Source organism: Celeribacter ethanolicus (genome assembly GCF_001550095.1).
In the GTDB taxonomy this organism is placed as follows: domain Bacteria; phylum Pseudomonadota; class Alphaproteobacteria; order Rhodobacterales; family Rhodobacteraceae; genus Celeribacter; species Celeribacter ethanolicus.
Genome location: NZ_LRUC01000020.1, coordinates 81,742 through 100,704, shown reverse-complemented (window position 1 = coordinate 100,704; position 18,963 = coordinate 81,742). Strand labels below are relative to the sequence as shown.

Below are 18,963 nucleotides of genomic sequence, written 5' to 3'. Positions count from 1 at the left end.
GATATTGTCGTTGATTTGTTTGTACGGCCTGTTGCATCTTCCCTAACGTCAACAACAGACCTCTCAGGGGAGGATTCAGATGTTCAGGAAAGTCGTCACCGCGCTGATGGCATTGGGGATTTGCGTTCCCATGGCTGCCACCGCAGAACCCAGCACCATTGCGTCCGCTGGCCAGGGATCGAGCACCTACAATTACGCGCTCGCGATCAGCAAGGCGGCCAATGAAGACAGCGACATGGATCTGCGGCCGCAGCCCTATGACAGCACCAGCCAGGCTAGCCCGTTCATCAACGCGGGCGAGGTCGATTTCGGTCTCGAGAACGCCATCGCGGTGCGTCAGGCGATGCTCGGCGAAGGCCGGTTCAAGGACCACAAGATGGACAACCTGCGGCTTGTGGCGCGGCTTCTGCCGATGCGTATGACGCTCGGCGTGCGCGAAGACAGCGGCATTGCCTCGGTCGCCGATTTGAAAGGCAAACGAGTGCCCGCAGGCTTCGTTCAGGCCGTGACCGGCGAGGCGCTGATCACGGCGCTGCTGGCCTCGGGCGGGCTCAGCTATGACGATGTCGAACGGGTGCAGGTCGCGAATTTCACCGCCATGGCGGAGGCGTTCGTGGCGGGAGATACCGATGTTCTGATCCATGTGATCGGCACGCCGCGCGACGAACAGGTGTCGCGTGACGTGGGCGGTCTGCGGGCGTTGCAACTCGGGGGGGGCGAGGATGCCGCCGTGAAGATCAGGGAAATCATGCCGGTGGCGAGTCTTCAGATGCTCGATCCGCAGCCCGCGCTGACGACGATCAAGGCACCGACCCAGATCCTTCAGTACGATTATTTCATCTACACCCATGCCGATGAGGACGATGCGACGGTGACGGCGCTGCTCAAGGGGCTCTACGAGGGCAAGGCGACGATGGTCGAGTCCGTGGCCAGCCTCGACTGGTTCGATCCCGAGGCGATGTATGTCGACATCGGTCTCGACTATCACCCGGCGGCGATGGCCTTTTATCAAGAACACGGCCAGATCAAGTAAGCGAGATGGCGACCGATCGCAGGACACTTTCGGACAGGGGGCTTCGGGGGCTGACTTCCCTGTCCGGTCTCGCTGTTGTGCTGTTGCCATGTCTCTGGGCGATTGACCCGTTCGACTGGCTGCGGTCCAATCTTGTCGTCGACCAGTTTCTTGCGGTCGAGCTTGCGCTCGCGCTCGGGTTCACCCTGTGGCTCCGGGCGCGCAACCTGTCCGCCGCTCTGCCGCGTTCGGGGTTCTTCCTCGCCGGTTGCGCCGCACTTGGTGTCGGGCTCTTCCTGTTTCGCCATTTCGCGGGCGAGGCGGCGCTGTTCATCATGCCGACGCCAAGGCTGCTCACCGTCTCGGTGCTGTTGATCGCAGTCACCCTGCTGGCCTCGTTCCTGGCCAGCGGCCCGATGATGGGGCTCTTGTTGTTCGGCGTGTTCGGTGTCGGCTATCTGGCGCAGTTCTTCCCTGCGCCGTTCGACGCCGCGCCCGTCGATCTGAAACGTTACACGGTCTATCTGGTGTTCGGCGGCAACGGCTTTCTCGGTCGCACGCTCGGGGTGATCGCAGGCACGGTGACCATCTATATTCTCTTCGGTGCGGTGTATGAGATCTCCGGCGGCACGGCGGCGATCGACGCGCTTGCCCGTAAGATGTCGCGGCGCGGCAAGGGTATGGCGATCAAGGCGACCATTGTCTCCTCGGGTCTTTTCGGCATGGTCTCCGGCAGCGCCAGCTCCAATGTGCTGACCTCCGGCGCCTTTACCATTCAGGCCATGCGCCGCTTCGGCCTTCCGGGCACCAAGGCGGGCGGGATCGAGGCGGTGTCCTCGACCATGGGTCAGATCACCCCGCCGGTGATGGGGGCCGCCGCCTTTCTCATGGCCGATCTGACCGGGCTGTCATATGGCAGCATCGCGCTTGCGGCAACGGTTCCGGCGATCCTCTGTTACACGGTGATGTTCGTGCAGGCGAGCTGGATGGCCGCGCGGATCGAGGGCGCGCCTCTGCCCGAGGGGGCCGAACCGTCCGCCACGACCGCACAGGACGAGATGCCGGACCTGACCTGGCGCGATCTCTGGCATCTTCTGCCGGTGATCGCCATCGTGACGGTGATGTTCAAGGGCGACAGGATGACGGAACTCGCGGGCATCGCAGGCATCGCGGCGGCGCTGCTCTCGGGGTGGATTCTGCATGGGCCTGCCGAGCTTTGGCGCCGGATCAGGTCCTCCGCCCAGGGCGCCTATAAGACCACCGCTTCGCTGGTGATCGCGGGTTCGGCCCTTGGGGTGGTGCTCGGTGTGTTGGGGATGACCGGGCTCGATGTCAGCCTGACGCTCGGCATTCGGGAGATCGGCGAAACCAGCCTCCTGCTGTCCCTGATCCTGACGGCATTGTCCGCCATGGTGCTGGGCGCGGGGATGGCGACGACGGGGGTCTATATCATCGTCGGCACACTTCTGGCACCGGGGCTGGTGGCGCTTGGCGTGCCCTTGATGGCGGCACATCTGTTCGTGCTCTATTTCGGCGTGGTCTCGATGATCACCCCGCCCGTGGCCTTCGCGGCGCTTGCGGCCAGCGGCATCTCCGGCGAGTCCTTCACGAAAACCGCCTTTGCGGCGATGCGGTTCGGCTGGATCATCTATGTCCTGCCGTTCCTCTTCGTCTATGCGCCGGGTCTCCTGCTCGTAGGCGATCTCTGGACCGTGGCTGCCAGCCTCGTCGGTGCCTTCGTCGCGATTCTGGCGGTGGATGCGCTTCTGGCCGGGGAGAGCCGACTGACCACGGGTCTGGCTGCCGTCTCTCTGGCTCTGGCGGTCTGTGCCGTGTTCGATCCTCTTGGGGCTGTGTCCGTCGCCGTTGCGGCAGCGATCCTCGCGCTCTGCGGTCTGCTGGTCCTGAAAGGCTGGGCGGCGCGGCTCGGCAAGGTCTGAGGCGGGTCAGATGTCCGACGTTCCGTTCAGGGTATGCCCATGACGTCTCCTTCAAAGCCGAAGCCGAAACTGGTGTTGCATGTCGGAATGCCGAAGACGGGTTCGACCGCGCTTCAGAGCTGGCTTGCGGCGTCCCGGTCTTCTCTGCGGGCGCAGGGGGTGCTCTATCCCGGCAAGGGCACGTCGCACGGTTTCCTCGTCCTGCCGCTCGATTTCGCGAACCACGGGCCGCGTCTTTTGATCGACCGGATCGGGCGCGTGCAGGCCGAGGCCGATCGGCTGTTCGAGACGGAATGGCAGGCCCTCGAGGCGGAAATCGCCGCAACCGCACCCGAGACCGTCGTGCTCTCGACCGAATATCTTTTTGTGCGCCTTGGCCTCAAGGGGCGCGAGACCCTTTTGGCGCGATTAGGGGAGACCTTTTCCGAGGTGCAGGTCGTGGCCTATCTGCGCCAGCCTTCGAAACATTATGCCTCATTCGCGCTGCAACGTGTCCGGCATTCGGCAATACTTCCACCGCTTGCCCCGATGCGGGTTCGGGAGACGCTCGAGACTTGGGAGGCGGCCTTTCCCGGTCGTGTTTCGGTGCGCGCTTATGATCGGGACGCGCTTGTGCAGGGCGATGTCGTGACCGATTTCCTGACCACGCAACTTGCTCTGAGTGGGCAGGGGGGCGAGACAGGCGCGCGCGTCAACGAGAGCATGGGCGCCGAGGCCGCGCATCTGATGCAGCAGGTGCAGCGCGTGCGGTTCGCCGGTCAGGACAATGTCGTGCTGCGTGCGAGAAACCGCTATCGCAAACGCCTTCTGACCGCTGATAAACGCGTGCCCGGGGCGCAGAGGCCGAAGCTCCTGCCGGAGGTTGCGGCCGATCTGGATGAAAGCTCGACCGATCTGCTCTGGTTGCGCGACCGCTATGGCGTGATCTTCGCGGGGCTGGCTTATGAGCGGATCGCGGAACGCCCGCTTAACGTAGGGTCATTGGAACGGATTGCCGATCTGTTCGAGCTGGACGAGGCGCGTTTGCACCTTCTCGAAACACGAATGCAGCGGTTGCATGTGCCGCTCCTGTCGTGGTTCAGGGGAGGGCGGGGTTAAGCGGGGCCTTCATGCGCCACTGAACACCTTGCGCATCATCAGAGGATTTTCCCGCACCCATTCGGCGGCGCCTTCCGACACGGCGCTGTAAACGGCCTGGCCGATTGCTTCGCCCAAGGCGGTATGCAACCCGGCATAGGCGCCCTGTCCGGCCGGGGCGGCAAGCGCAAGGCAATCGGTTCCCGTGCCGGTCACCGGCCCGCCCGCCAAACGCAGGCCCGCGTCCATCACCGCCGCGGTGCGGGCCTCCGCCGCGATGGTCAGCGCTTCGATCTGGGCGGTTTCGCGCAGCGGGGTGTTGGTCTGGATGGCGACATTGATCGTGCCGTAGCTTTCGACCGCCCAGTCACGGGGCGTACGCGCGCCGATGCGTTCGGCATTGCCGAGGCCCACGGTCGCAAGAGCGGCGACCCGCACGTCCTCGACCGTCGCTTCGGTGCGTTTGAAACGTGTGATGTTGCGCGAGGTCAGAAGACCGATGGCATCGGCATGTCCGTTGCGCGTCATCTCGGCAGCGATCCAGTCATCTACCTCGAGCCCGACCGGCAGATCGGCATTCTTCAACTCGCGCCAGACGATGTGTCGCGCGGTGACGAAGCCGGGGCGGTAGGGCGCAAAGCTCAAGACCCGCATCGGCGCGCCGAGATCGGCGATCAGCCAGGGGCGGGTGAGATGCGGGGTGAGGAAGATGTCAGCCATGTCAGGGCTTTGATAGCTGGGCGAGCGGTTGCACCACAAGCCCCTCGGGCGTGTCCGAGAGCAGGCAGCGGATCGCAAACACCTCGGCCAGAAGCGTCTCGGTCAGTACATTGCGCGGCGCGCCATCGGCGACGATCCGGCCCTCGGAGATCACGATCAACCGGGTGCAATGGCGCGCGGCAAGCCCCAGATCGTGCAGCGAGGCGATGACGCCCCGGCCCTCAGACGCGAGGGTGGCAAAGGTTTGCATCGTGCCGATCTGATGCGCTGGATCGAGCCCGGCGGTGGGTTCGTCGGCGAGCAAAAGCGGGGTGTCCTGCGCCAACGCGCGGGCGATCAGCACACGGGCCTGTTCGCCGCCCGACAGGCCGGTGGCGGGGCGCTGGGCATAGGCCATGAGGTCCATGCGGTTGAGGGCGGCGATGACCTCGGGGGCGTTCTGGTTTTCGTTCTGCGCCAGAGAAACCAGATGCGCGACGCTGACCGGCCAGGCGATCTCGCGCGCCTGTGGCAGCCAGGCTGCGGCCTTGGGGCGCGCGGCGGGGGAAAGGCGGGCCAGAGAGCTCCGTCCCGCAGCCGGGATCAACCCGAGAGCGGCCCGCAGGAGCGTCGATTTGCCCGCGCCATTGGGGCCGATGAGGCCGACGAATTCGCCCGGTGCGATCGAGAAAGACGCCTGATCGAGCGTGGCACGGGAACCGCGCCGGACGGTGAGGTCTTGGACGGTCAAAAGGCTCATGGCTGCCCCCGCATGCGCCAGATCAGGTGGAAGAACACCGGTGCGCCGACCAGTGCCATCAGGACGCCGAGTTTCAGATCGCGCCCCGGCAGGATCAGCCGCACCGCAACATCGGCAGCCAGAACGAGAGCGGCGCCGCCCAGAGCGGAGGCGAGCAAAAGCCGCGCCGGTCGGGCTCCGACAAGAGGGCGCAGAATATGCGGGATGACCAGGCCGACAAAGCCCACGGCGCCTGCGACGGCGGTGGCGGCTCCGACGGAGGCGGCGACGCCCGCAACGAGAATGAGGCGCAGACGTCTGAGGTTGACGCCCATGGAGGCGGCGGCTTCCTCGCCGAGGGTCAGCCGGTCGAGCCCGCGACCGGTGAGCGATAGCAGCAGCCAGCCCACGGTCATCACCGGCAGGGCGGTCCAGACATGCAGGAAGGAGCGGTCTGCGAGCGAGCCCATCATCCAGAAGACGATCTCGTTGGCGGCAAACGGGTTGGGCGAGAGGTTGAGCACGAGGGCCGTAAGTGCGGAAGCGAGGGCCGAGACCGCGATGCCCGCGAGAATGAGCGACAGCGTGCCGCCACCGCGTCCGGCGAGGAGCAGGATGAGGAGCACGCAAGCCGCAGCCCCCGCGAGGGCGGAGAGCGGCAGGGCGAGGGCGAAGAGGGCGGAAAAGCCGCTTTGCAGCGCGATGACGGCGCCGAGGGCGGCGGAGGCGGAGATGCCGATCACGCCCGGTTCGGCCAGCGGATTGCGCAGATAGCCCTGCATCGCCGCGCCCGACAGGCCGAGGCTCACGCCGACCATGATGCCCAGAAACGCACGCGGCAAACGGATTTCGCGCATCACCATGCTGAGCGGCCCGTCGCTGTCGCGCACGAGTGCTGCGAGGCTTTCCAGAGGGCCGACTTCGATCACCCCGACAACCAGGGACAGCGCGAAAAGCAGGGCGACAAGCAGGCTCAGAGCTGTGATCAGAACGGGATATTTCATTGGGTTTCCAACCTCTCGCGCTCCTCGCGCAGCCGCTCGACGGCCCCGATCACGGCGGGCAGGCCACAGACCCAGTCGCGATCCTGCATCGCCATGTGACCGCCGGTCAGTTGCGTCAGGGCCGGGTGATGCAGCACCTCCTCGGCGCGGGCATAGCCAGCCTGACCCCGGCCCGAGATCACCAGATCGGGATCGGCCATGATCAACGCCTCAAGGGGCAGAAAGCCGCCATGGGGCAGGCCGAGCTCCGTGGCCAGGGTATGGAACCCGGCGGCGTCGATGATCTCTCCTGCGAGACTTTCGGCGCCGGTGCTGTAGCCATTGGCGGCATAGGTGGCGGCTGTGGGGCGCTCTTCGGTGGGGCGGATTTGCGTCGGACTTATGTCGGACAAGCGTCGGGCAAAATCGTCGGCGATCTCGCGTGCTTCCTCTTCGCGCCCGAGGGCTGCGCCCATCTTCAGGACGTTGGCTTCGATGTCATCGAGGGAGCGCGCGGGGGCGAATTCGACGACCTCGATGCCGAGACGCCGCAGCATGGAGACGGTGGCCCGCGCAGTGTACTGACCGGCGACGACCAGATCGGGGTTCAAGAGGTAAATTTCTTCGGCCTGACCGTGATTGACCGGATAGCTTTCCGCCTCTGCGACCATCACCGACGAGTTCGGGTCGCGGGAATAGGCGGTGATCGAGACGAGCTGGCCGGGAGCCGCGAGCATCATGGCGAGCTGATCGGTGCAGAGATTGACCGAGACGACACGCGCGGGTGCTGTTGCGCTCTCCCCGGCAAAACCCGCCGCCCCCGATAAGAGGGCGACGGTCAAGGTTATGATCCCGGAAAAACGCACTCAGAAGGACGCTTTGAGACCGAGATAGGCGGAACGCCCCGGCGTGTTGTAGCCGCCGGCGGTCTCGTAATCCTCGTCGGTGAGGTTCTCGATCCGCAGCGACAGCGCGGTCGCATCGTTGAGCTTGTAGGTCATGCCGGCGTTGACCAGCGTGTAATCGCCCACCTTGTGATCGGCGGGGGCATAGGCGCTCGGCACGACATCGGCGACATATTGTACGGTGAACTGGCCGCTGATGCGGTCGTTCAGCAGGGCGTCGATGCCGACGACCAGATCGTGACGCGGGACGCGTTCGGCGCGGGCCCCGGCGGTTTTCGCATCGGTATAGGTGTAATTGCCGAAAAGGGAGATGCGATCGGAGAAGGCATACTGGCCGGAAAGCTCGACGCCTTTGGAGGTCGTGGTGCCCTTGACCTGATTGTAGGTCGAGGTCGCGAAATCGTAGTCGATCCGGTCCTCGATCTCGGTGTAGAACAGCGTACCTTTGAGGAAATCCGTGTCACTGAACCGACGTTCGAGGCCGAGTTCGGCGCTTTGGCTGGTTTCCTCTTTCAGGTCTTCCTTGCCGTAGGAGCTGTAGCGTTCATAGAGAGAGGGCGCGCGGAAACCGGTGCCGAGTACGGCGCGCAGGGTCCAGTCGGGCGCGACTTCCCAGGCGGCGGCAAGACGGCCGGAGATGTGATCGCCGAAATCGGAGTGATCGTCATAGCGCAGCGCCACGGAGAGATCGAGCGTGTCCATCGGCGCCAAGAGCCATTCGGCCTTGGCGGAGAAGGTGTCATCGCCCCCCTTGGTTTCCGTGAGCGAGCCGCCGGCTTGCAGGTCGTTCAGGGTGAAGTCCTCTTCGGTGTATTCGAGACCGAAGGACAGGGTGGAGGCGGCGGACAGTTCGGCACTGCCAAGATAGTCGACGGAGCGCCGTTTGCCGTAGAAGTCCCGGGTGTAACCGACCGGGGCGAGCGGGTCGGAGCGGTCGATGTCGAACAGGGAGACGCCGATTTCGTGCTGAACCATACCGGTGTCGAACCGGGTGTAGGCGCGCAGCCCCTTGCTGTCGTTGGTGGTGTAGCCGCTGGGGTCCGTTGCGGAGCGGTCAAAATCCGCCTCGGACGTCGTGTAGAGGCCGGTCAGACCCACGGTCACGACATCGCTGAGATCCTGTTCCAGACCGAAGGTGAGGTTGGTGCCCTCGAACCCGTCCTTTTCGTCATTGCCCGGACGGTTGGTGAACCCGTCGGTTTTCATATGCGACAGGTTGAAATAGAGCATGCCGCTGTCGCTTTCCATTTTGGTGGAAAGGCCCGCGGCATATGTGTTGTCGCTGCCTGCGGTGAGTTCGACGGTGGTGTTATAACCCGGTGCGACAGCATTGTCGGTGCGGATGTCGATGAGGCCCGCGACGGCCTCGGAGCCGTAAAGCGCCGATTGCGAGCCTTTGACAACCTCGATGGAGGAGATGCCGAACCCGGTCAGCCCGCCGAAGTCATAGGCGATTTTGTTGCCGGTCATGTCGGTGACATCAATGCCGTTGATGCGTGTGGCAACATAGGCGGAGGGCAGGCCGCGAATGCGCAGCGAGGAGGAGGACCCGATGCCGCCGTTGCTGGAGTAAGAAAGACCGGGAAGCCTGTCGAGCAGGGTGAGTGCCGGGACTGCGGCGTCCGGGATGGCTGCGGCGTCGAGTTTTTCCACCGTCGCGCCGGTCTTGCTGGCGGGGACGGGGGTGAGGCTGCCGGAGATGATGATCTCGTCGAGTTGGTAGGGGGTCTCTTCGAAGCTTTGGGCGAGCGCCGAAAGCGGCAGGGTGAGTGCTACGGTGGTCAGAAGCGACACGCGCAGGCTGTGTTTGACAGACATATGTCAATCCTCGTGGAACGGGGGATGCCCCGTCGGTTGAAACGCGTCCATCGGAGGAGATCTCCGCAGACAGTGAGAGCGTCACCGCTGCGGATATGCCGCTTCCGTGACGCGCCCCGCGTCCGGGAAAGGGTGATCATCCAAGCAGGTCTCCTGGCTCGCGGATCGCAGCGACAGCCAGCCTTCCCGGGGGAAATCCCAGTGGCTCTGGTTGGCTTCGCTCACCGCTCACAGTTGCGGGGGCAGCCACGGCTTCGGACGCGCGCGATTGTGCCGGACCGTTCCGTGTTCCCTTTTCATCCGGCTGGGCCGGAACTTGAACGGGTGCAGAAAAGCGAACTGGCCGGAGAAGTCAAGATTCTCCGGCCAGTTCTTTGGTATCGTCACGTTGCGGAAGGGCGTTTAACGCTTCTTCTTCATCGCATCGAGAAGCGCCGCACCAAAGGCACCCTGGCTCTCGGAGGCTCGGGGTTTGGACGCGTTGCCGCCACGGGGTTTGACACCGTATCCACCTTTGCCGCCTGCACTCCCGCGCGGCTGTTGTGCGCCGCGGTCCTGTTTGCCCCGGTCTTGTGTGGCGCCACCGTCCTTGCGCATCGACAAGCCGATGCGTTTGCGCGGGATGTCCACTTCGGTGACGCGCACCGACACGATGTCCCCTGCCTTCACCACCTCATGCGGGTCTTTCACAAAGCGATCGGCCAATTGGCTCACATGCACCAAGCCGTCCTGATGCACGCCGATGTCGACGAAGGCGCCGAAGGCGGCAACGTTGGTGACCGTGCCCTCAAGCCGCATGCCGGGTTTCAGATCCTTGATGTCCTCGACCCCGTCGGTAAACGTCGCGGTCTTGAACTCGGGTCGCGGGTCGCGGCCCGGTTTTTCCAACTCGGTGAAAATGTCGCGCACGGTGGGCAGGCCGAAGTCGCCGGTGACGAATTGCTCGGCCCGCAGCCCTTTGAGCGCCGTCGGATTGCCCATGATCTCGCGCATGTCGCGGCCACAGGCTTTGACGATTTCGCGCGCCACGTCATAGGCTTCGGGGTGCACGGAGGAGGCGTCGAGTGGCTCATCTCCCTCGCGGATGCGCAAGAACCCCGCACATTGTTCAAAGGCTTTCGGGCCCAAACCAGACACTTTCAAAAGCGCCTTGCGCGACGGGAACGCGCCGTGAATGTCGCGATGGGTGACGATGCTCTGTGCCAGAGACGGGCCGAGACCCGCGACCTGTGCGAGCAAAGGCGCTGAGGCCATGTTGAGGTCCACACCCACGGCGTTTACCGCATCTTCGACCACCGCTTCGAGCGCTTGCGACAGGCGGCGCTGGTCGACGTCGTGCTGATACTGGCCGACGCCGATGCTTTCGGGCGTGATTTTCACCAGCTCCGCGAGAGGGTCTTGCAGACGGCGGGCAATCGACACCGCGCCGCGCAGGGAGACGTCGAGATCGGGGAATTCCTGAGCCGCGAGTTCAGAGGCGGAATAGACCGAGGCGCCGGCCTCGGAGACCACAACCTTGGTTGGGGCTTTCACCCCTGGCGGCAGGAGTTTCAGAGTCTCGCCCACCAGTTTTTCGGTCTCCCGGCTCGCCGTGCCGTTGCCGATGGCGATGAAGCCGACGCCGTGACGGGTTACCAAGTCGATGATCTTCGCCTCCGCGCCGCGCACATCCATTTTCGGTTGGAACGGGTAGAGCGTCGCGGTCTCCAAAAGTTTACCCGTGGCGTCGACCACGGCGGCTTTGACGCCGGTACGAATGCCCGGATCGAGGCCGAGGGTGGCTTTTGCGCCCGCAGGGGCCGCCAGCAAAAGGTCCTTGAGGTTCCTGGAGAACACGGTGATCGCATCCTCATGCGCGCGTTGGCGCAGCTCGCCCAACAGGTCGATATGCAGCGAAATCGCGAATTTCACCCGCCACGCCCAGCGTGCCACGGTGCGCAGCCACAGATCGCCCGGTTGTTCGGTCGAAGTGCCCAGATAAGACGCGACCATGGCAATGGCGCGGTCGGCACCGGCCTCAGGCTCGGGTGCGATCTCCATAGTGACGATCTCTTCCTTGGCGGCGCGCAGGATCGCCAAGGCGCGGTGCGACGCGATGTCGGACCATTTCTCCGAATGGTCGAAATAGTCGGAAAACTTCGCGCCCTCCTGTTCCTTGCCCGCGATGACCTTCGCCGTCACAAGCGCCTCGCGCCGCATGAAATCGCGCAGCTTGCCCAGGAGATCGGCGCTTTCCGACAGCTCTTCGGTGGCGATGTCGCGCGCGCCATTGAGGGCGTCTTTCACGGTCGGCACGGCCTCAGAGATGAACCCTTCGGCCAGCGTTTCGGGATCGGCGGAACGGTCCGCTTTGATCGCTTCCAGCAACGGTTCCAGCCCGTTCTCACGCGCGATCATCGCCTTGGTGCGGCGCTTGGGCTTATAGGGCAGATAAATGTCTTCGAGCGTCGATTTGCTCTCGGCGCCTGCGATGGCGCGTTTGAGATCGTCGGTCAGCTTGCCCTGATCTTCGATGGATTTGAGGATGGTCACCCGCCGGGCTTCGAGTTCGCGCAAATAGGACAGCCGGTCGTTGAGCAGGCGCAACTGCGTGTCGTCCAAACCGCCTGTCACCTCTTTGCGGTAGCGCGCGATGAAGGGCACGGTCGCGCCCTCGTCCAAAAGCCCGATGGCGGCGGTGACCTGCGCCGTCGAGGCGGCAATGTCTGTGGCGATGGTGCGCGAAATGCGCGCAGATGTTTGCGGATCGGTGGGCGTGCTCAAATCTGGTCCTCCTGTCGGGAGGTCAGTCTTAGCCCGCCCCGTGAGCCTCGCCAAGAGGAGAGATCGAGCGGAAACGTGACCTCTCCACAGTCGATATGATATGCCTATCGTAATGCACCTCTTCGATCAGGTTTTCGCCATGCTCAACAAGCTCGAAATGTTCATCGCCGTCGCCAAGGAGGGCCATTTCGGCCGTGCGGCGCTCTCGCTTGGGATCACCCAGCCGAGCCTTTCGGCGGGGATCAAGCAGCTTGAGGACCAATTAGGCGTGCAACTCATCTTTCGCGGTACGCGTTTCGGCGGATTGACGCCGGAGGGGCAACGCGCGCTCGTGTGGGCGCGCAAGATCGTCGCCGACAGTCGCCAGCTTCGCGATGAAATGCGGGCAACGCGACACGGGTTGTCGGGCCAGCTGCGTCTCGCCGCGATCCCGACGGCGCTCACCTGGGCCGCGCGGATTTCGGCGGTGTTCAGCGCGGCGCATCCCAATGTCAAACTGACGATCCTGTCGCGCCCTTCGTCGCAAATCCTCACCATGCTGGACGATCTCGAGACGGACGCCGGGCTCACCTATCTCGACAACGAACCTCTGGGTCGGGTCAGTGCCGTGCCTCTGTACGAGGAGCGCTACATGGTGGTGAGTGCCGAGGGCGGCGTGTTTGCGGGGCGCAGGTCGGTGGATTGGAGCGATCTCGACGGGGTGCCGATGTGCCTTTTGTCGCCGGAGATGCAGAACCGGCGCATCATCGACCGAAACCTGAGCGCCTCTGGCGTGGTGCCGCAGGTGGGCGCCGAATCGAATTCCACCGTGGTGCTGATCGCCCATGTACAGAGCGGCGGCTGGGTCACTGTCCTGCCAGAAGGCATCGCGCGGTTTTTGACGGAAGGCAAGCCTCTGGACCTCATTCCGCTCTCTGGCGGCGAGGTCGGGCACCGTGTTGGCCTGATTGCGCCGCACCGTGATCCCAATACACCGGTTTTGGCCGCTTTGCTGGCCGAAGCGGGGCGCGTGTCGGATCTTGTTTGATAGGATTTGACTATCGTTTGACGGTTTAGCGATATTGATTTCGTGATGTATGCCGTGCTCTCATGGGGAAAATGTATACGGTCGTATCCGAAGAGGTCAGCCATGACGCCAGCCAGCTCCCCGCAAGATGACGGGGCTATTGCGGAGATCATCTCGCAAATTATTGAGGGGCACGCCCATCTCGAAGGACCGCTTTTGCCCATGCTGCACGCGTTGCAGGAGGAGTTCGGGGTGATTCACGAGGCGGCGCATGCCCCGCTCTGCAAAGCGCTGACGATCACGCGGGCTGAGCTCAAGGGCGTGATTTCCTTCTATCACGATTTCCGCGAAAAGCCCGCTGGCAAGCATGTGCTGAAAATCTGCCGGGCGGAGGCCTGTCAGTCGATGGGCGGCACGGCTCTGGCGGAGCGGCTTTTGGAGAAACTCGGTCTGGACTGGCATGGCACCACGCCGGACGGCAAGCTGACGGTGGAGCCGGTCTATTGTTTGGGCCTCTGCGCCTGTGCCCCCGCCGCGATGGTGGACGAAAAACTGATCGCACGCGCTGATGAAGTCCGCGTTGAAAAAGCTCTGTCGGCCAAGAATATTGGAGTGTCGGCATGAAGATTTACGTCCCCATGGACAGCGCCGCCAAGGCGCTCGGCGCCGATGAGGTGGCCGCAAAACTGACGCAAGAGATCGCCGCGCGCGGGCTCGAAGCGGAGATCGTGCGCAACGGCACCCGTGGCATGATCTGGCTGGAGCCGCTGGTCGAGATCGAAAAAGACGGAGAGCGTCTGGCTTATGGGCCGATTGCCGAGGAAGATGTCGCCGCCCTTCTGGACGGTCAGATTGAGACGCTGGGCACGGTCGAGGACATCCCGTTCTTTGCCCGTCAGACCCGCCTGACCTTTGAGCGCTGCGGTGTGATCGACCCGCTGTCTTTGGATGATTATGAGGCGCATGGCGGTCTCGAAGGTCTGAAGCGTGCGATTGGCATGAGCCAAGACGCGATCATTGACGAGGTGAAAACCTCTGGCTTGCGTGGCCGTGGCGGTGCGGGGTTCCCGACCGGCATCAAATGGGACACGGTGCGCCTTGCCCATGCGCCGCAGAAATACATCGTCTGCAACGCCGACGAGGGCGACAGCGGCACTTTTGCCGACCGGATGATCATGGAGGGCGATCCCTTCACACTGATCGAAGGCATGGCCATCGCGGGTTTGGGATGTGGCGCCACCAAAGGCTACGTCTACACCCGCTCCGAATACCCGGATGCGGTCGCCGTGATGCGGCAGGCGATTGAAATTGCACGGGCCGCAGGAGTGCTGGGCCCCAATGTGCTGGGCTGTGGTCGCGCCTTTGACATGGAGGTCCGCGTCGGTGCGGGCGCCTATGTTTGTGGCGAGGAAACCTCGCTTCTCAACTCGCTCGAAGGCAAACGCGGCGTGGTCCGCGCCAAGCCGCCGCTTCCGGCGCTCGAGGGTTTCTTGGGGCGTCCGACTGTGGTGAACAACGTGATCTCTCTGGCGACCGTTCCGGTGATTTTCGCCAAGGGCGCCGAACATTACGCCAATTTCGGCCTCGGTCGCTCGAAAGGCACCATGCCGATCCAGATCGCGGGCAATGTGAAATTCGGCGGGCTGTTCGAGACCGCATTCGGCATGCCGCTCGGCACGCTGGTCAACGAGGTCGCGGGCGGCACTGCCTCCGGGCGTCCGGTCAAGGCGGTGCAGGTTGGCGGGCCTTTGGGGGCCTATCTGCATACGGATCAATTCGATACGCCCTTTGGCTACGAAGAGTTCGATGGGCAAAAGGCGCTGATTGGACATGCTGGCATCGTGGTGTTTGACGACACGGCGGACATGCTTGCCATGGCGCGGTTCGCGATGGAATTCTGCGCGGTGGAGAGCTGTGGCAAATGCACGCCTTGCCGCATCGGCGCGGTGCGTGGTGTGGAAACGATTGACCGCATCAAAGAGGGCGACGCCAGCGCCATTCCTCTGCTCGAAGACCTCTGCGAAGTTATGACCGACGGCTCGCTCTGCGCGCTGGGCGGCTTCACGCCCTATCCGGTGCTCTCCGCACTGCGCCATTTCCCCGAAGAATTCGCGCCCAACACCGCTCAGAAGGAGGCCGCAGAATGAAAGATTTCATCATTCCCTGGGAAAATGGGACCGGCATTCAGGACGACATAGACCGCGGCACCCCCGCCAAGATGGGCAAGCCGGTCACGCTGACCATCGACGGTATGGAGATCACCGTGCCGGAGGGGACCTCCGTGATGCGCGCGGCCTCTGAACTGGGCATTCAGGTGCCGAAGCTTTGCGCCACCGACAGCCTTGAGGCTTTCGGCTCCTGCCGTCTCTGCGCGGTCGAAATCGAAGGCCGCCGTGGCACTCCTGCGTCCTGTACGACGCCCGTGCATGCCGGGATGAAAGTCCACACCCAGACCGACAAACTGCGCCGCATTCGCAAGGGCGTAATGGAGCTTTATATCTCCGATCACCCGCTCGATTGCCTGACCTGTTCGGCGAATGGCGATTGCGAATTGCAGGATATGGCGGGCGCCGTCGGCCTGCGCGATGTGCGCTATGAGGCGCCGAAAAACGCGCCGCTCGCGAACCATTTCGAAGCGCGCAATACGTCGGGCGAGGCCAATCCCGAATGGTTGTCCAAAGACGATAGCAACCCCTATTTCTCCTACGATCCGTCGAAATGCATCGTCTGCAACCGCTGTGTGCGGGCCTGCGAAGAGGTGCAGGGGACCTTTGCTCTGACCATCGAGGGCCGTGGCTTTGACAGCCGCGTGGCCGTGGGCGCGGAGAATTTCTTGGCTTCCGACTGTGTGTCCTGTGGCGCCTGTGTTCAGGCCTGCCCGACCGCGACTTTGCAAGAAAAATCCGTGATCGAGATGGGCACGCCGGACCGTTCCGTCGTGACCACCTGTGCCTATTGTGGCGTGGGCTGTAGCTTCAAAGCGGAGATGCAGGGCGATCAATTGGTGCGCATGGTGCCCTATAAACACGGCAAGGCGAACCGGGGTCATTCCTGTGTGAAAGGCAGATTTGCTTACGGATATGCCACCCATAAGGACCGTATTTTGAGCCCGATGGTGCGCGAGAGCGTCGATCAGCCGTGGCGCGAAGTGTCCTGGAACGAGGCGCTGTCTTTCGCGGCGAAGAAACTCGTCGGCCTGCAACAGAAATACGGTCAGAAGAGCATCGGCGTCATCACCTCGTCGCGTTGCACCAACGAGGAAACCTACCTCGTTCAGAAACTCACCCGCGCTGTCTTTGGCAACAACAACACCGACACTTGCGCGCGCGTGTGCCATTCGCCGACCGGTTATGGTCTTGGCCAGACCTTCGGCACCTCGGCGGGCACGCAGGATTTCGACTCGGTTGAAAAGTCCGACGTCGTCGTGGTGATCGGGGCGAATCCGACGGATGGGCACCCGGTCTTTGCCTCACGCCTGCGCAAACGTCTGCGCGAAGGGGCCAAGCTGATCGTGATCGACCCGCGTCGCATCGATCTCTTGGAAACCCCGCACCTGAACGAGTCGCATCACTTGCCGCTCAAGCCCGGCACCAACGTCGCTGTGGTCTCTGCGCTGGGTCATGTGATCGTGACCGAAGGGCTCTATGATGAGACCTTCATCGCGGAACGCTGTGACGTCGACGCCTGGGAAGATTACAAGGCTTTCATCTCCGACGAGCGTCATTCGCCGGAGGCGACCGAAGCGCTCACCGGCGTGCCTGCCGCCAAACTCCGCGAAGCCGCGCGCGCCTATGCGCAGGGCGGCAACGGCGCGATCTATTACGGCCTCGGCGTGACGGAACATTCGCAAGGCTCGACCACGGTCATGGCCATCGCCAACCTCGCGATGATGACCGGCAACATCGGCCGCGAAGGCGTCGGTGTGAACCCGCTGCGCGGTCAGAACAACGTGCAGGGCTCCTGCGACATGGGCTCTTTCCCGCACGAACTGCCGGGTTATCGCCATGTGAAACAGCCGGAAGTGCGCAAGATTTTCGAAGACACCTGGGGCGTCGAACTGGACGCAGAACCCGGTCTGCGCATCCCGAATATGTTGGACGCGGCGGTCGACGGTACCTTCAAAGGACTCTATTGTCAGGGCGAAGACATCCTGCAATCCGACCCGGACACCAAACATGTAGCCGCCGGTCTTGCCGCCATGGAATGCGTCATCGTGCATGATCTGTTCCTAAACGAGACTGCAAATTACGCACATGTTTTCCTGCCCGGATCGAGCTTTTTGGAAAAAGAAGGCACATTCACCAACGCCGAGCGCCGCATCAACCGCGTGCGTAAAGTGATGGCGCCGAAGAACGGCTATGAGGATTGGGAAGTCACCCAACTGCTCGCCAATGCGGTTCTCAAAGAGACCGTTGGCAAGCCCTGGTCCTACGCGCATCCTGCGGAAATCATGGCGGAGATCGCCGCGACCACGCCTTCCTTCGCGGGCGTCGATTACACGGTGCTCGAAGAGAAAGGCTCCGTGCAATGGCCCTGTAACGAGGACCACCCGGACGGCACGCCGTTGATGCATGTCGACGGTTTCGTGCGCGGCAAGGGGCGGTTCATCGTCACCGAGTATATCGCCACGGACGAGAAATCCGGGCCGCGTTTCCCGCTCTTGCTCACCACGGGTCGCATCCTCAGCCAGTATAACGTGGGTGCCCAGACGCGGCGGACGGAGAACTCCGTCTGGCACGATCAGGACGTGTTGGAAATCCACCCGCATGACGCCGAAAATCGCGGCCTGCGCGATGGCGACTGGGTGCGGCTGGCGTCGCGCTCTGGCGAGACGTCTCTGCGGGTCAAGATCACTGATCGGGTCAGCCCCGGCGTGGTCTACACCACCTTCCACCACCCGGACACGCAGGCCAATGTCATCACCACGGATTACTCCGACTGGGCAACGAACTGCCCGGAATACAAGGTGACGGCAGTGCAGGTGTCGCCTTCCAATGGACCAAGCGAATGGCAGGAGCGCTACAACGCGCAGGCCGAGCAATCGCGCCGGATCGAGGCCGCTGAATGACCACGGTCGACGCCCTCCCTGAAGAAGCCCCCGTCGCGCTCGTGTATAACGGCTCGACGGCGGCTGTCATGATGGCGTCGCCCTTTGATTTACCTGAGTTTTTGACCGGGTTTGCTGTGTCCGAGGGAATCGTCTCCGTGGCCTCAGATGTCACCGAAATATCGGCGATCAAACATGCTCACGGCTATGAGGTGCGCGGGCGCATTCCCGAGGACCGCTCGGCGGCGATGGATGCGCGGCGGCGGGCTTCTGTCGGACCGATGGGCTGTGGGTTGTGCGGGATTGAGAGCCTGGATGAAGCGACCGCCTTTCCGGGGACGGTGACGCCGATGGCGTCGGGGTTGGAAACCCATGCCCGCGCCGCGTTGGATGCGCTGAATGCTGGACAAAAGCGTCGTGATCAGGTGGGCGCGATGCACGCCGCCGGGTTCTTTACCTCCGACGGGCTCATTGCCTTGCGCGAAGACGTCGGGCGGCACAATGCGCTCGACAAGTTGATTGGCACACTTGCCGGAACGGATGTGAGCCAAGGCGCGGTGATCATCACCTCGCGGCTTTCCGTCGATCTGGTGCAAAAATGCGTGCGTGCCGGGATTTCCGGGCTCTTCGCTCTGTCCTCGCCGACACGCGCGGCGGTGGAGCTGGCACAAGACACAGGACTGACTTTGATGGTGCTGCGCCGCGAGGCGGTGGTGGCCTATACGGATGAAAAGGAACACTGCGCATGACCGATGCGAAAATGGTGCTGATGGCCAATCAGATCGCGAGCTTTTTTGCGACCCAGCCAGGCGGGGATCAGGCCGCCGGTGTGGCCGCGCATCTCAAGGATTTTTGGGAGCCGCGGATGCTCAATCAGCTCAAAACCTATCTGGGGCAGGGTGGCGAAGGCTTGCATGCTCTGGTGATTGAGGCCGGTCAGACGCTCTAAGGGATCGACCGAAAGATCAAAATGC

Annotated in this window: 15 protein-coding genes and 1 riboswitch; of the genes, 9 read left to right on the top strand and 6 right to left on the bottom strand. The window is 63.3% G+C overall.

Annotation, left to right across the window (positions count from 1 at the left end; all coding sequences use genetic code 11):
- Positions 1-79: 79 nt before the first annotated feature.
- The 3 genes from NH195_RS09865 to NH195_RS09855 are packed head-to-tail and all read left to right on the top strand — an operon-like array spanning position 80 to position 4,050.
- A complete protein-coding gene (locus NH195_RS09865; RefSeq protein ID WP_066706104.1) occupies positions 80-1,033 on the top strand; it encodes a TAXI family TRAP transporter solute-binding subunit in 954 nt (317 codons plus the stop codon).
- A 5-nt stretch (positions 1,034-1,038) separates the two neighbouring features.
- Positions 1,039-2,952: a TRAP transporter permease gene (locus tag NH195_RS09860; RefSeq protein ID WP_066706101.1), complete on the top strand. Its 1,914-nt coding sequence runs from the start codon at positions 1,039-1,041 to the stop codon at positions 2,950-2,952.
- Between the two features lie 39 nt (positions 2,953-2,991).
- Positions 2,992-4,050: a hypothetical protein gene (locus NH195_RS09855; protein ID WP_066706098.1), complete on the top strand. Its 1,059-nt coding sequence runs from the start codon at positions 2,992-2,994 to the stop codon at positions 4,048-4,050.
- Positions 4,051-4,059: 9 nt separating this feature from the next.
- Here NH195_RS09855 and NH195_RS09850 read toward each other — a convergent pair whose 3' ends face one another.
- The 6 genes from NH195_RS09850 to NH195_RS09825 all read right to left on the bottom strand — a co-directional run bounded on the left by NH195_RS09850 (position 4,060) and on the right by NH195_RS09825 (position 11,936).
- Entirely contained in the window at positions 4,060-4,749 is a 690-nt protein-coding gene (locus NH195_RS09850) for an adenosylcobinamide amidohydrolase (protein ID WP_066706095.1), read from the bottom strand.
- 1 nt (position 4,750) lies between these two features.
- The gene (locus NH195_RS09845) at positions 4,751-5,488 is read right to left on the bottom strand and encodes an ABC transporter ATP-binding protein (RefSeq protein ID WP_066706092.1); all 738 of its coding nucleotides are present in this window, start codon (positions 5,486-5,488) and stop codon (positions 4,751-4,753) included.
- Positions 5,485-6,471: a FecCD family ABC transporter permease gene (locus NH195_RS09840; RefSeq protein WP_066706088.1), complete on the bottom strand. Its 987-nt coding sequence runs from the start codon at positions 6,469-6,471 to the stop codon at positions 5,485-5,487. The genes NH195_RS09845 and NH195_RS09840 overlap by 4 nt, the downstream gene beginning before the upstream one ends.
- Positions 6,468-7,292 carry an ABC transporter substrate-binding protein gene (locus tag NH195_RS09835; protein ID WP_066706382.1) on the bottom strand — a complete coding sequence of 275 codons (825 nt, stop codon included), beginning with the start codon at positions 7,290-7,292 and terminating at the stop codon, positions 6,468-6,470. The genes NH195_RS09840 and NH195_RS09835 overlap by 4 nt, the downstream gene beginning before the upstream one ends.
- Before the next feature lie 24 nt (positions 7,293-7,316).
- Positions 7,317-9,173 carry a TonB-dependent receptor plug domain-containing protein gene (locus NH195_RS09830; protein WP_066706086.1) on the bottom strand — a complete coding sequence of 619 codons (1,857 nt, stop codon included), beginning with the start codon at positions 9,171-9,173 and terminating at the stop codon, positions 7,317-7,319.
- Between the two features lie 126 nt (positions 9,174-9,299).
- Positions 9,300-9,508, bottom strand: a riboswitch (cobalamin riboswitch).
- 67 nt (positions 9,509-9,575) lie between these two features.
- Positions 9,576-11,936, bottom strand: a complete 2,361-nt coding sequence (locus tag NH195_RS09825) for a Tex family protein (protein ID WP_066706083.1) — start codon at positions 11,934-11,936, stop codon at positions 9,576-9,578.
- Between the two features lie 139 nt (positions 11,937-12,075).
- Between NH195_RS09825 and NH195_RS09820 the strand changes: the two genes are divergently transcribed.
- The 6 genes from NH195_RS09820 (at position 12,076) to NH195_RS09795 (ending at position 18,938) form a co-directional block, all read left to right on the top strand.
- On the top strand, positions 12,076-12,963 hold the full coding sequence (locus tag NH195_RS09820) for a LysR family transcriptional regulator (protein WP_066706379.1): 888 nt from the start codon (positions 12,076-12,078) through the stop codon (positions 12,961-12,963).
- Positions 12,964-13,065: 102 nt separating this feature from the next.
- Positions 13,066-13,566 (top strand): formate dehydrogenase subunit gamma, encoded by a 501-nt coding sequence (locus NH195_RS09815; RefSeq protein ID WP_066706080.1) that lies wholly within the window; start codon positions 13,066-13,068, stop codon positions 13,564-13,566.
- The gene (locus tag NH195_RS09810) at positions 13,563-15,089 is read left to right on the top strand and encodes a formate dehydrogenase beta subunit (RefSeq protein ID WP_066706077.1); all 1,527 of its coding nucleotides are present in this window, start codon (positions 13,563-13,565) and stop codon (positions 15,087-15,089) included. The genes NH195_RS09815 and NH195_RS09810 overlap by 4 nt, the downstream gene beginning before the upstream one ends.
- On the top strand, positions 15,086-18,010 hold the full coding sequence (gene fdhF / locus NH195_RS09805) for a formate dehydrogenase subunit alpha (protein ID WP_066706074.1): 2,925 nt from the start codon (positions 15,086-15,088) through the stop codon (positions 18,008-18,010). Before NH195_RS09810 ends, fdhF begins: the two co-directional genes overlap by 4 nt.
- On the top strand, positions 18,007-18,738 hold the full coding sequence (fdhD, locus tag NH195_RS09800) for a formate dehydrogenase accessory sulfurtransferase FdhD (RefSeq protein WP_066706071.1): 732 nt from the start codon (positions 18,007-18,009) through the stop codon (positions 18,736-18,738). The genes fdhF and fdhD overlap by 4 nt, the downstream gene beginning before the upstream one ends.
- Entirely contained in the window at positions 18,735-18,938 is a 204-nt protein-coding gene (locus NH195_RS09795) for a formate dehydrogenase subunit delta (protein ID WP_066706068.1), read from the top strand. Before fdhD ends, NH195_RS09795 begins: the two co-directional genes overlap by 4 nt.
- Positions 18,939-18,963 lie beyond the last annotated feature (25 nt).

Excerpts from the sequence above, each read along its gene's own strand:
- NH195_RS09820 (WP_066706379.1), top strand. The coding sequence starts at position 12,076 with ATGCTCAACAAGCTCGAAATGTTCATCGCCGTCGCCAAGGAGGGCCAT.
- NH195_RS09815 (WP_066706080.1), top strand. The coding sequence starts at position 13,066 with ATGACGCCAGCCAGCTCCCCGCAAGATGACGGGGCTATTGCGGAGATC.
- NH195_RS09860 (WP_066706101.1), top strand. The coding sequence starts at position 1,039 with ATGGCGACCGATCGCAGGACACTTTCGGACAGGGGGCTTCGGGGGCTG.
- NH195_RS09845 (WP_066706092.1), bottom strand. The coding sequence starts at position 5,488 with ATGAGCCTTTTGACCGTCCAAGACCTCACCGTCCGGCGCGGTTCCCGT.
- NH195_RS09840 (WP_066706088.1), bottom strand. The coding sequence starts at position 6,471 with ATGAAATATCCCGTTCTGATCACAGCTCTGAGCCTGCTTGTCGCCCTG.
- fdhF (WP_066706074.1), top strand. The coding sequence starts at position 15,086 with ATGAAAGATTTCATCATTCCCTGGGAAAATGGGACCGGCATTCAGGAC.
- NH195_RS09850 (WP_066706095.1), bottom strand. The coding sequence starts at position 4,749 with ATGGCTGACATCTTCCTCACCCCGCATCTCACCCGCCCCTGGCTGATC.
- NH195_RS09865 (WP_066706104.1), top strand. The coding sequence starts at position 80 with ATGTTCAGGAAAGTCGTCACCGCGCTGATGGCATTGGGGATTTGCGTT.
- NH195_RS09855 (WP_066706098.1), top strand. The coding sequence starts at position 2,992 with ATGACGTCTCCTTCAAAGCCGAAGCCGAAACTGGTGTTGCATGTCGGA.
- NH195_RS09795 (WP_066706068.1), top strand. The coding sequence starts at position 18,735 with ATGACCGATGCGAAAATGGTGCTGATGGCCAATCAGATCGCGAGCTTT.
- NH195_RS09810 (WP_066706077.1), top strand. The coding sequence starts at position 13,563 with ATGAAGATTTACGTCCCCATGGACAGCGCCGCCAAGGCGCTCGGCGCC.
- fdhD (WP_066706071.1), top strand. The coding sequence starts at position 18,007 with ATGACCACGGTCGACGCCCTCCCTGAAGAAGCCCCCGTCGCGCTCGTG.
- NH195_RS09830 (WP_066706086.1), bottom strand. The coding sequence starts at position 9,173 with ATGTCTGTCAAACACAGCCTGCGCGTGTCGCTTCTGACCACCGTAGCA.